Annotated in this window: 11 protein-coding genes; 1 reads left to right on the top strand and 10 read right to left on the bottom strand. The window is 47.3% G+C overall.

Annotation, left to right across the window (positions count from 1 at the left end; genetic code table 11):
• Positions 1-28: 28 nt before the first annotated feature.
• A complete protein-coding gene (locus DW036_RS16725; RefSeq protein ID WP_233560474.1) occupies positions 29-1498 on the bottom strand; it encodes a hypothetical protein in 1470 nt (489 codons plus the stop codon).
• Positions 1499-1616: 118 nt separating this feature from the next.
• Here DW036_RS16725 and DW036_RS26030 point away from each other — a divergent pair, with 118 nt between their 5' ends.
• Entirely contained in the window at positions 1617-1820 is a 204-nt protein-coding gene (locus DW036_RS26030; protein ID WP_233560473.1) for a hypothetical protein, read from the top strand.
• Positions 1821-2388: 568 nt separating this feature from the next.
• Here DW036_RS26030 and DW036_RS16720 read toward each other — a convergent pair.
• The 9 genes from DW036_RS16720 to DW036_RS16680 form a co-directional block, all read right to left on the bottom strand.
• The gene (locus DW036_RS16720; RefSeq protein ID WP_118465389.1) at positions 2389-3177 is read right to left on the bottom strand and encodes a DUF4469 domain-containing protein; all 789 of its coding nucleotides are present in this window, start codon (positions 3175-3177) and stop codon (positions 2389-2391) included.
• A gap of 206 nt (positions 3178-3383) precedes the next feature.
• Entirely contained in the window at positions 3384-3794 is a 411-nt protein-coding gene (locus DW036_RS16715) for a HEPN domain-containing protein (RefSeq protein ID WP_118465388.1), read from the bottom strand.
• Positions 3791-4114 (bottom strand): nucleotidyltransferase domain-containing protein, encoded by a 324-nt coding sequence (locus tag DW036_RS16710; protein WP_118465387.1) that lies wholly within the window; start codon positions 4112-4114, stop codon positions 3791-3793. The genes DW036_RS16715 and DW036_RS16710 overlap by 4 nt, the downstream gene beginning before the upstream one ends.
• Before the next feature lie 241 nt (positions 4115-4355).
• Complete coding sequence (locus DW036_RS16705) at positions 4356-7679, bottom strand: hypothetical protein (RefSeq protein ID WP_233560472.1); 3324 nt, start codon at positions 7677-7679, stop codon at positions 4356-4358.
• 45 nt (positions 7680-7724) lie between these two features.
• Entirely contained in the window at positions 7725-9311 is a 1587-nt protein-coding gene (locus DW036_RS16700) for a DUF3868 domain-containing protein (protein ID WP_233560471.1), read from the bottom strand.
• Positions 9312-9348: 37 nt separating this feature from the next.
• Positions 9349-10293 (bottom strand): FimB/Mfa2 family fimbrial subunit, encoded by a 945-nt coding sequence (locus tag DW036_RS16695; RefSeq protein ID WP_233560470.1) that lies wholly within the window; start codon positions 10291-10293, stop codon positions 9349-9351.
• 5 nt (positions 10294-10298) lie between these two features.
• Positions 10299-10856, bottom strand: coding sequence for a DUF3575 domain-containing protein (locus tag DW036_RS16690; protein ID WP_026367568.1), 558 nt, complete (start codon positions 10854-10856; stop codon positions 10299-10301).
• 24 nt (positions 10857-10880) lie between these two features.
• The gene (locus DW036_RS16685) at positions 10881-11306 is read right to left on the bottom strand and encodes a hypothetical protein (protein ID WP_118465384.1); all 426 of its coding nucleotides are present in this window, start codon (positions 11304-11306) and stop codon (positions 10881-10883) included.
• A 442-nt stretch (positions 11307-11748) separates the two neighbouring features.
• A complete protein-coding gene (locus tag DW036_RS16680) occupies positions 11749-12804 on the bottom strand; it encodes a site-specific integrase (protein ID WP_233560469.1) in 1056 nt (351 codons plus the stop codon).
• Positions 12805-12993 lie beyond the last annotated feature (189 nt).

The following is a 12993-nucleotide window of genomic DNA, read 5'->3' as shown; positions in this document are numbered from 1 at the left end:
ATCTTATTGTTATTAATGGGTTACTGAATTAAGGAGCTACAGCAGCCGCACTCACCAGCACTGTCACGTCTTCCATGCCCGAGATATTATTTTTCAGCACAATCGGCGCGGCTGTGAAGTCGGTTACGGCATCCTTCACGGTCAGGGTGAATGTCTGGCTGCCGGTAGCATCCGTCGGAGCGGTTCTTGCAAAGGCGGTGGTCTCGGCAATGGTGAACCAGGACGACAGCGTGCTTGCCGTCACGCCTTGCGGAGAAGTAATTTTCACCTCAACGGTGCTTCCGTCAGTGCGGGGCACATCGGTAATCTTATAGTTATTGTAAGCGGCTCCGCCTGTTGTCCCCGTCAGTTCAATCGTTGTAATGGCAGGATCGAGCAATTCCACCGTCAATTCCAGTGTCTTGCTTGCATCTCCCAGATTGATAATCTCGAACTTGCTGTTTACATCGCTGGTTGCTGTCACGTCTTTCAGCATAAGCGTGTAGTACTCTTCCACCGGAGTAGAAACAGGAACATCCGTGGCGGGAGTACCCGTCGTGCTTGGCGCAGGGCCTGATTTGCTCTTCGAAACTTCCAGCCAGGGAAGCTGATTATTCAATACTAATTTCGTTCCGAACGGACAGCTTGCCCCGAGTGTGATGCTGCTCTTGCTTGTTTTATACATCGTGAGTTTACCATTCGCCTGATCGTATAAGTTGAAGTTCCCCGTAGCCGCATCCGGTGTGGCAAAATCCAGTACCGGTGCCGTGGCGGGCGGTACAATGGCCAGCGTAGTGTAAACTGATTCATCCTGTGAAGCCGATTCATTGGCCAAGGTCAGTGTAACGGGAACATAAGGAGTGGCGGCAGTCAGCGTATATTTGAAGGTCATGGTAGTGGTGGTCACTCCGTCTACGACTTCCGACTTGTAACTGGTATCGTCATGCTCCAGCCAGTCGATGTCCCATCCCGTTGTGGTGCTGAACTTCGGCTGTACCTTGCCGCTGGCCGTAGCGGTCAGTGTGATGGTTTTCTCCGTACCGTCGGCCGTCACGCTGATTTCTTTGGTGGCGACGTCCGTATCGGTTCCTTCCACATTCAGGGCGGTTACTACGGGCGCGGCATTGTCGGGTTTTACGATGACCCCGCCGCCACTGGTCCAGTCCACAATTTCAAAGAAGGCGGTGATGGTGGCTTCCATCACTTCCTTGATGTGCAGGGTGTAGCGGGTGTTGGCCACTACGTCTATGAATGCAGTCGCTCCGCCGGTATCGGGAGCGCGCTGTATGTCGAGATGGTATTCCACGGGCACAGGGTCTTTCTGCATCGGGTTCTGGTATTTGCCTTTGATGATGAGGAACGCCTCGTCCGTGTCTTTCAAAGGATAGGTATAGAGGGCGCTCTCCGTCACTCCCTGATTGGCTTTGGGCAGCATCAGATAGCTGCCTTCGGCTACGGGGTACTTAATGAGGCTGGCAGTACGACCGGCATCATCCAGTGTGGTCAGCGTCCCCGGCATCACGGTAGCCTGGTTGCGTCCGTTTCCCAGCGCGACGCTTTCAATGATCAGTCCCGTCTTGGCGGATTCATTGTCGATGTCGAAGCGGCTCACGCGGCGTTTCAGTTCGATGTTCACCGTGGCGATATTGCCCAGTATCTTCGTTGTGCCGCTTCCGGTCATTACTAATGGAGTGCCCAGGGCGGTGCCTGCCGGTTCCAGTTTGGCGGTACAGTACTTTTCAAAGTCCGTGGCTTTCGTGCCGGCGGTTTCTATGGCTCCGGTGGCGGCGTTGGTTTTCACCGCTACCAGAGGGTCTATCGGGTCTCCGTCGGCTTTGTAGAGTGTGGTGCTGTTGGCTACGCAATACAGTTTCAGGTTGGGGATGCCCTTCAGTTCCGTCGGGAAGATGGAGGCCTTGCGGGCGGTTCCGGCACCGCTCAGTTTGAAGGTTTTCGCTGCGGTGTCGTCCTGTGCGGCGGCTTTCCACGTTTCCAGATACTGGTAGTCTCCGCCGTCGGCGGTGGCTGCAAATACATAGATGTCCAGGTTGTCTATCTGGTTCTCACTTTCGGAAGCGATGGCGCGGGTGTATTCCTGCGACTCTCCTCCGCCACTAAATACGAGACGGATCTCTTTGCCTACTCCTTTTCCCGGAGCATCGTCGGTGCCAAGCTCCCCCTGGCTGCATCCTGCAAGCAGGGCCAGCAGAGCCGACATCCAAAGAATGTTTTTCGTTTTCATCATTTGTCTATACTGTTTTTGAAAGTTAATAATCTTATTGTGAGGCATTTCCCGGGCCGTACTGCTACGGGTGGCGTAGACGGTCAGCTACGCCGGTAGTAGACGGCCGTCTATGCCATCCGTAGGTGGCCACCTACGCCTGCCGTAGCAGTACGGTTGCCGCCGGACTATCCTAACGGGTCCTCTTCCAGACCTCCATCAGGACCGAGACCGCCTCCATCGGGTGCTTTGCCTATATAGATGGTTTTCATCACGCTGCGCGGCACTTTCAGCATGGTCTTGCTGTTGCTGCCGAATTGTGTGGTTACTTTGAGTTCATACGTCCCGTCCGCCAGATCGGCAGGGATGATGAACGTCAGTTTCGAGGGATCGTTTGTCACCCAAAGGTCTTCGGCTACTTTGGTTTCCTTTCCTGAACTGCTTTTCAGGGTGATACCCACTGACGGGTCGGTTCCCACCACTTTCAGCTTGCCGCCTGTGAGGGTGAAAGCACGTCCTGCCGTGGCTGAAGCATCCTGTGCACGGGTGGAGGCATCCTGCACGCCGCCGATGTACATGGCGCTGCCTTTCTCACCGATGATGCCCACTGTGGTTGCCTTGATGGCTTCCCGCAGGTCGGCGCCTACGTTGAAGTTCACCACGATGGAGTTCTTTGCCGGATTCCAGGTGGAGTTTTCTATGACGCCGCGGAAAGCGACTGAGGCGTAATACAATCCCGTGTTCACACTCATACCGGTCATCAGCATGCGTTTGATGATCCGCTTTTGCAGGTCGAAGACGTGGCGGATGGTTTCTTCACGCAGGCCGGAGTCCTCCGCTTTCAGTTCGGCGATGATGCGGTTTTCGTCCGCACTGCCGATGGATACGGGGACGAGGATCATGTCCTCTTTGTTGTCCACGGTTACGGTATTGTCCGCCAGTTGGCCGTTGATTTGATACTTGATTTCGTTTGCCATAATTTATAAATATTTATAATGAATACTATCGGTAAAACCGGAGTCTTGCCGTTGTTAATAATTCGAATAATTATGGCATGAGGAATGAGTCTCTTGGAGAAAAGCCGGGAGGGAGTTTCACAAAAAAATCATTCCAACATGCCAAAGAACGAAAGCTCGTTTGACATGTTGGAATGATTTTATAAATATAGGGTAACGCTTAAAAGTCAGGCGTTAGTGTGCGATGTAATCAATTGATCAACAACTGCTATTAATTTTTTTGCAGGTTCAATCATTGGAGATATATCCTCTTCAGTAACATTATAAATACAATTATAATCACCTTTTTCGCGCATAGACTGTAATTGGGATAGTAAACGTCCCAGTTCTATGTCTACTAAGTTGGTTCTAACAAAATGCATCCCAAATAGATTGACTAATCCTTCATGGCTTTTGAATGCATATCCATACTCTATAAGGAGTGCAGAAACGGCATGAAAACAAGCATAATAAAGACGATTAGCTACCACTTCCCAAAAACAGAGAGTGACATTACCTTCCGCTTGTTTCAAAGTGGTACGGGCTTTTTCCATCTGGAAAATGACTAGACTTTTTCTTTCTTCATCCGATAGTTTCATAATAGTGCTACTCCTTCCTCATTTACGTTTTTATAGAATGGTGTAAAGCTACTGGCTGCCCACTCCTTAAGAGTATATAGTACAGGATTGATGCGTTCGTTCAGGTCCCATCCTAAAGCGGTGAAAGGGAATGAAACGTTGTCATAGTCTGATTTCTCCAGTTTATCCTTATCTAATATGATAAGCACATCCCAGTCAGATGTTTCATCAGCATCTCCGCGAGCTCTCGAACCATACAACAGAACTTGTGCTCCGGCAGGTAAATTAGTTTTTGCTATCTTCTTTAAAGAAGAGAATACTTTGTTAAAATTGCGTTTCATAATTCAACCTCCTTTATTTTATCAATAATCTTATTGTTTTGATGAAGGCTTTACAAAGATAATCATAATTTCTATTCTCAGCATCCCGAAGAACAGGTTTTTACGTTTTTATCAAAATGTATATTCTATTTATAGAGACACTTTTGTGCATTATAAAAATCATTCCAACATGTCAAAGAACGAAGGATTCTAAATCCTAATATTAGAGGCAAGCGGATTACAAATTCGCTTGAATGTTTTTTTAAAAAGGTCTGCAATAGAAATAATAATGATTCTCTGTTCTATGGGGATAGCCATAAGCTGACGATGTAAAGCCACTATAAATGTCAAGGGTCCGTGCTGATAAATCACCACCGTATCCATCCTTTGACCAATGTCGTCCAATGTTAAAAACTTGTTTTTGAAGAGAATTAAAATTAATGCTGTAAGAAGCAATGTCATCATAATTAGTTTGAGATCTACCGGAAAAAAGTCTGTATTGATCCATTGTTACGAAGCTCCATCCTGAAGGTACGGAACTATTGATGCTACTCCACGTTGCCTCTGTATGCGGTGAATAAATCCAGTAATTATTCAGTGCATAAGTTGTCATTCCGTACACAACAGGTGAACCTGTCCATTCATCAATTTGGTAGTCGGGAAATCTGACATCATCTGCTTTAAACTTAAAATAGTATAGATTTTTTGCAGTTTCATTGATAGTGACATTCTTAAATGTAAATTTGAAAGTGGTAGTAGTTCCCGACGTTTTACTTTCCTGGTTTACGGTCTGATAGTCTTTTGCACGTGAATCTGTTGAGCTTTCATCATAACTATAAGTTGTACCTCCTTTAAATGTCACCGTAAAATTAGTTATTCCCCAAAGGTTTGTATCTGTTGTAGATAATTTCATGTCTACGTCTGTTGCTGCCCGTGTGAAGGTTATTCCGGATTTGTTTGCTGTAAACGTGGGCAATGATGATTTAAAAGTAACCGCAATTGCTTCTTTTTTTGTATCATCCGATAAGTTTTTTACATAGAGTGTTCCACCGTTCGCATCACTAAGTGAGAAACTGCTTGTTTGGTACTTTATTACATAATTATGCTCTTTCGTATTAGATTCCGCAAGGTCAGCTTCTACTCCTCCGGGTAATTGTAATACACTTCCTCCCAAAGAGTATATTTTCAACGTTGCTGTAGAATAATAAGACGATTTCAACTGATACAAGTTCAGTGATTTACTACTTGATATATATGAATTAGCGGAAGGGTCTGTACTGACTACCTCAATTGTGGGTGCTTGGAATTCTCTCGCAATATTCACTGTTATTCCTGTTCCTCCGGAAGCGTTTGTGAATACGATTTGCGTATCATCGAAACTTGCTGCGTCCTCTATCAGTTTGAAAGTGAAACTTGCTGTTTTACTTTCCGGTGTGCTACGTGTAGACACCGGTGTAATGTTTTCCAGCCATGACGGGCACTTGCTTATGGTAGGTTTACTATAATTATCCATTGTTAGGGTGAATTGCTTGTCCTTGATGACAGGCATAGTAAGCGTGGCGGTGGTGGCTGTTATAGATGAAAGGCTGATTCCTGCGCTTTGATTTGTTATTTGTAAGTTATCGAGTCGATTAGGTAGTAATTTCACTTTGATGTTCTCGGCTTTTGTCTCGTCCGAACGATTTTTCAAGGCTACGGTGATTTCTTTTTCAGTCAAGTCGGTAGCATCCGTACCTGCCCATTGGAAAGTATATTCCTGCGTGGTGTGCGGGCTCGAAGCCGGACTGACTGTGATGCCCGCATCAGCAGGAATCTCTATCTTGCTGCCGCCCACGGAAGTGACTACTATCGTACCTGTGGAAATTTTGGAACTGACTGTCTGTACCAGATAGAGTGTATTGTCTACTGCATTCCAGTTATTTACCCCGTCGGGGCTCATTGCAGCACCTGTGGGTTTTACGATGGGGGCACTCAAAGTAGCGTCTATATCTATAAGTATCACTTCCTCACCGCCTCCTGCCTTGTCCATCAGGCAGAGAATGCCGCGGGGATAGTTGTCGCCTGTATAATTCTCATTAAGAGTTACTTTGTATTTCACTTTCTGCGTGGCTCCTGTTCGTGCTGTGGTAACAGGGATTTCTTCCAGTTTCAACCAGTTGTCAGCAGTGTTATTACCATAGTAGTTTAATTGCGCTTCGACTCCTGCATTGGAGCCGGTGGTAGCGGTAAAACTACTTCCTGTTTTAAGTGCCAACGTGATGATACCGGTGTTGATGTCATAAGTCGTTTCTGTTGCGGGTAGCAGGTCTGCTACGATGACAGTCTCCAGCCCATTTTCGGGTTCGTAATCATCTATATAGTCACCCGTTTCCCAATCCACCAAACGGATATTGGCTGTCAGTTCAAAAGGGTCGGTTTCGGTTATCTGCACCGTATAGCGGTGATTGTGGTTTATCTCGATTAGGCTTCCGTCACCATCGGTCACACGTTCGAAAGGGATGCGATAAGATACTTCTTTCTTTTCATCCGTCAGGTTCATGGCATACAGTCCTTTCAAAATCAAAAATCCTGCATCTATGGCTTTACATGGGTAGCAATAGAAAGCTTTGGTGGTAGTTCCTGCGTTAGCATTCAGTCCGTCGAAAAGGCGGTAAGGGTATGTAATCAGTTGGCCGTTTGTGGCAGGAACATCTCCTGTCGGACGAATGGGGAACAGTGTTACACCTTGTCTTCCGTTTCCCATGCTGATATCCGTGATAGTAAAATGAGACTTCGTAGCATCGTTTACTATATCGAAGCGTGCCACGGCGCGAGTGAGTGAAACATTCAGTCGCACATAAGTTCCCATACTGTATTCGCGCAAGTCGGTAGGCTGACTGTTGGCACCGGACATGGGCAGCGGGGCAAGCAGGATATTGGCATTAAAACCGGTGGGATTTAAGAGCGGGGTATTCAATTTAATGAAATCGCTTTCGGTAGGCGTTCCGGGGCTTGTTACTATATCTCCCGGTACACCGGATTGTGTCTGAGAACTTTGCTGTAACGGGGTATAATTCGTGTATATATTTCCTGTGGCATCATTCATTTCGGTTTGATTGGCTACGCAATAAAACTTGGTGAATAAACCCTTGCGGGGGTAGAATACCACATTTATTTTCCCGGCGGCCTCGTCCGCTTTCAGTTCGAGAGGGGAAGTACCCGCGGGCAGGGTTCCGGCATCCGAACGGTAGGCGAAACGTTCCTGAAAGGTGTAAGGCCCTTCCTCTTTATCACTGCCGAAAGCATAAATATCGAAACTTTCAATGCGGTTTTCATCCTCCTCGGCTATACCGTCGCGGGTGACAACCCGGCTTTCGGGCGTACTGTTTACAAGGATCAGCTTGTTTTGTAGAGAGATTACCACCGAACGGCGGTTAGGGTCATTGGCCTGCGGGTTCTCCGGTGTTTCGGGAGTGCCGCCTATTGTTTCCACTTCGGAGGTGCAACCAGCCATCAGGCAGGACAGTATCACCAATGAAAAGTGCAGAAAGAATTTAGCGAATGTTTTCATGCTTGTTACTTTTATGCGGTTATTACTTATTTCCATTCCTCGTTCTTTTTATTCTCTATTCTGTTTTCTGTTTTTCGTTCTTTATTTTTCATTCTTCATTTTCTTCAGGTTCTTCCTCGCCTTTTCCGGTTCTACGCCCAGTGCCTTGCGAAACCATTCTTCCGCTTTCTTCCGGTCACCTTCCAGATAGGCCAGCACACCGAAATCATTCCATGCACGCGGATCATCGGCCACCTTGTTCAGATATTGCCGTGCGCTTACCGGATCACCAGCCATGATTACCGCCGAAGCAGCATTGATATTGGCCAGCACATCGTCCGGGAAGTGGTAGGCGGCTATCTCATAAATTTCACGGTATTGCTCCGTGCCGGGGCGATAGAATGCGGCTACCCGGTACATCTCCTGCAATGATAGCAGGCGGGGATGGGTATATATCAGACTTGCCGCCTCTTCGATATTGAAAGCGCGGGCCTCATAGCCCACCGTGATACGGATACGTCTCAACTGCGGAAAATAGCTTTTCAGTAGTTCCCGATATACGGTTCCTCCGTGCATATCCATCAATTGCTTTTCGCGTCCTTCAAAAATGCCGGTTCGGGCAATGAGGGACAATACTTCGTCACCGTGATTCATGGGGTGACGTTGCAGAAGTTCCACCAATCCGTCCCAGTCTTCGGGCACGGAAGAAACTTTATAAAGATCGTGCCCCGGTGCATACGTGGCACGCATATACTCCTTGAAACAGTGTGCGCGGTTGGAAGCCAGCATTTCATTATCCTTATATATCCCGTCGGGCGAAGCGTAACCGCAGATGGAGATACTCGAAATATTTGCCAGATTCCCCTCGGTAAGTGGACGCATCAAGCTGTCCAGTTTCTCCAGTTCGGGGTGGTTGTTGTGGAATTCGCGGCGAACGTCATAAACTCCGGTAGGGTAGTCTATATATAAGGTGGCACTTTCCGAACGGTGTTTCTGAGTTTCCATATCGGGGGTGAGGTAAGTCACCATGGCTGTACATTCGGCACAGGGCATACAGTCCGGTCTGCTTGGAGTTTCCTGTCGGTTGGTGGCATTTTCATGTCTTTCTGTAACTGCCTGCGGGATTGCCGTCTGCTCCGGCAGATTTACAGCCTGTCCTTGTGAAACGGCCATTTGCCCCTGTGAAATTGATACCTGTCCCTGCGGAACATGGAAAGGGCTTGTCAGGGCAAGATCGGTTATCACCGGCTCTACTCCGAGCATCTTCATCCGGCAGCAATCCCGCCGTTCGCGCATCAATACCAATGAAGCGTGTTCCATCCATGGGCTATAGGCAACGGATACCTTATAAATAATGCTGTCTTTCCGGTTTCTGTCATAAAGCGTACGGTAAGGAGGCAAATAGCCGGGAGACGGTTGAAGCGCCTGCCGCCTGTGGTCGGCACGGGCACGGCGACGTCCGCTCACTACCACAGCGGGCAGCTCTTGCAGACGCCCTGCGCCACGAAGCACGGGGGTGAACAGATAAGCCTCCGCATTCCCCGCTTTTGCATCACTCAGATTAAGCAGCAGTTCTATGTGAAGACTGTCTCCCTGCGTAAAGACATGCGAACCGAGTGTTAAAGTTCCGCCCGCCCATGCTTCCGCAGTCAGCAGTACCCCAACCAGACATCCTATTATTTTCTTCATCCTTTTCATCCAGCCTCTTTAATTTTTAATTGCCTTTTTATCCCAGTCCTCCGCCTTCCGCCCAGTCCGACGAACTGAGCTGTGTTACCACAATCTTCTGCCCGATGGTTACCAGCAGGTCAAACTCCTGTTCCGTGTTTTCATCCAGATTGACAGGCAGTTTACGAAAGAATAGCTGCAAGTCAATCTCCTTCATAATCCGCTCATTACCCCGGTAGATGCTCAGCAACGGATGTGATCCTGATGTCAGGCGATACGTTACCAATTCTCCCGTCAGTTCATCGTTATAGTTCATCGCCGCCTTGGCCTGATGCCATATTACCGGGCTGCCTATGGAGGGAAATGTGAAAGCTCCGTCACCACCGGCCAGCGGTATGTCGTAACCTGCCGGAAAGCCGTATTCGCAAGGCACGCCCCGCAGGCGGAATGTATAGCCTCCCGTTCCTTCCGCCGGATAGTATCCGTCTTCCCAATGTACGGTAATCCGGAGGACGGCGTGGCAGTGGGTCAGGTAGACGGTCCGGTTCACAGAATTTCCCGTAGTGGGAATTTCAAACGTGCTATATCCATAGTATAGTCTTTCGGTATTCGGTCGATATTCGCTTGTGGATGTTCCTGGGGGTGTTCCCGTAGCCGAAGTCATTGCCAGTTCACGGATTTGTGTCACGCCGGGTTGGGGTGCGGGTACTACATCGCTTTCATATCCCCAGTTTCCCCATGCCACGAGGGTATATCGTCCGGGAGTTAACTCTCCCTGCCAATACTCCAGGCTGTCACCTTTCAGTAGCCGGATGTCCTTCAACACTCCGTCCGCATCGAAAAGGAACTGGTGGATGTTGTCCACATACATGGAGAGTTGTCCGGCGTCGGGCCTGCCGGCATAGCGGTAATTCAGCCGTACATTGTAGGGACACACTCCCGGTTCGTCAAAATCGAACGTGCAGGAGGTGCAGAACCATAGTATGCAACAGAGGATTACCATAACTTTCATCGTATGAAATAAATGAGTGACACACCGGCCCGTGTAGGCCCGAAATAATTCCTTTTATAATGTCCCATGCGCTCGCCGCAGCCTGCGCACCGGTATTTATCATATTCCATGCGGGCATATCCGCCACCAATTACGGCTTCTATCGAGAAGCGGTCGCCCAGCACCCAGTGGTAACCGTAAGTGATGCCTCCGCCATACAGGTCGCCCCGGTAAATAATGTCTTCCATGCCCGAAAAGAAAGGGATCTGGCCTACGTTGTAGTAAGCGTAATGTCCGTGGACTCCCAGGAAGTGTCCTTCGAACTTGCGGCAAGGCCAGTAGCGTAATTCCGGTTGTATCAGGTAGAGATTCAGCTTCATATCATTGCCGAACTTCCAGGCATTGTAAGCCCCGTTCAGTGCCATTGTGAAATGACGGCTGATGCTGGTTTCCACTCCTGCATTGGGTGTGGTAGTTCCCCACAATAGCAGGTCGGTACGCAATGCCACGCGTTGGGCAAAGGCAGCGGTACTCATCAGACTGAGCAGCAGGAACAGCAAATAAAGTCGTTTCATGGCAATTCGGATTTATTGCACAGTTTAGATATGGGGTATGGAGTTCTCGATAAGGCATTCGCTCACGGGAAGTTCCGCTATGGAAATTTCCATCAGATAAAGGCGTGTCATCTGATTGACAATGCCCAGTTTGCGGGCTGTTGTCCCATAACAGGAATAGAATTTTTCGTCACTGGGGCGATTGAAGTAAACGCCTTCTCCCAATGCTTCAAGAATGGAAAGGAGGTTGATTTGATGATATGCACAGGCAAGGCGGTAGGATTCGGGGTGATTATCCGGCTGATTATCCGGTCGATTTTCTATCAGTGCTATCAGGCGTCCTTTTGATAGCTTTTGCAGCAGGTACGTAATTTCGGAAGGCGAAGGATTAAGGGAAGTACTCAACTGGTAATCCTTATACTGTATGTCGTGCAGTACCGCCAGGGCGAGTTTTGTTCTGAGTGTTAACATATAGCGCTTGCTTTTTATGTAGATTATTGTCTGTTTTGTTTGGAATGTTCCGATTCCCGGTAGGAAACGGAACGGGCGCTACCGTAACCATAAATTAGGCGGATAATAATCGTCCTTCCTAACTAAAAAGGAAGACAATTACCAATTTTATCTTCCTGTATTCCTCAATTTTATAATGAGATGCTCCGTATTAAGGTATGGGTAAGGGGAACTTTGTATTCAAACAAAAAAAGTGAAAGCTTTTTAATCAATACAAAGAGCTTTTCCACTGATATACTATATTATTACAGGAATATAATATTTATTGACATGACTTTTTGAGACAAAATCTAACTTTCAGGATGAGAGAGATGTTTTTGTCGTGTCTGGTGTTGTAATTTAACTGATTTTTTACAGAAAACTGGGAAACTTCGATAAGTATTTCCTGCTTTCCTTGTTTATCTCAATTGTAAGTCGTTCCTTTACCGCCGGAATCGTTCCGTTTCCTACCGGGAATCGGAACAGAAGTATGAAGCTCATTCTTAGTGCTTTTCCTCACTTTATAGTTTCCTTTTTCTTTCCTCTTCCATTCCTTTGCTGCCATCGGATTAACCAATGCTGCCATTTGCAAATTCACCACCGCCAGTTGTTCATCAGAGAACGACCTCAAATAAGTATGTGTTATCTCTTCCGAAGCATGGCTCAATCCTGCGCTAATTTTGGCTACCGGTATATCCTCATTATATGCCAGAGTCGCCCACGTATGCCGTACCACGTATGAAGTCAGTCTCACCCCCGATCCTAATCGTTCAGATAACCGATACAAATGTTTATTATAAAGTCGCAAGGCACTCTCATATTGTTTCCTCTCCTCAGGTATACTTCCCGGTTGGCGTATAATCCTTAATAAATAGGGTGAACCCGAATCATCACATAAATACCTCTCGATAATTTCCCACATCCACGGTTCAAGCGTAATCGTCAACATCCTCCCCGTCTTACTACGGCGATAGCAAAGCACATTATCCTGAATATCCGTCTTCCTCAAATAAGCCAAATCAATAAAAGGAATCCCTCGTAGATAATAAGAAAGAATAAACAGATCCCGTGCCACCCCCAAACTTGGTGTATCCTCCAAATCAGCATCCGCCACCATACGAAGCTGTTCAATACTCAGCGCCCTTTTCCTCGTCTCCTCGTATCCCATAAACACCTCACAAAAGAGCCGCTTAGCGTCTTTCAGCTCTTTCTCCTTTTCTGCTTCCCGACAAATGGTCCGCAATGCTCGGAAATAGCACGCCGAAGTATTACGCGAACATCCCGAAGCCCACAAATAGTGTTCAAAGCCCAAGAAAAATCCTGCCGTCAATTCTTTAAAAGTAACTAACTCCATATTAGCAAACTCTTCCAAGCTATGCAGCATACTCCTGCAAGTATGCTCCGCCGAGAACTTAAACAATTCCCCAAAACTATCCGCATGAGCCACAATACCCTCTTTTAATGTCTTCATTTTCATCATACTGTTCTTTTTATTAATGATTATTCCCTCCCAAACCCCACTCTCCATTATTTGTTTTGGGTAAGAAAAGAGAGAAACTTCAAAAGTAAGAACAGAGAAGATAATCGCTTGTCATGAAATGCGCTAGTTTGTTTATGAGGAATACTAATAGAAGTATATTTTTCTCTAGAATAAACTTAATGGCAAAAC

The sequence above is a fragment of the Bacteroides sp. AF39-11AC genome (assembly GCF_003474285.1).
In the GTDB taxonomy this organism is placed as follows: domain Bacteria; phylum Bacteroidota; class Bacteroidia; order Bacteroidales; family Bacteroidaceae; genus Bacteroides.
This window is presented reverse-complemented; position numbering and strand designations above follow the sequence as displayed.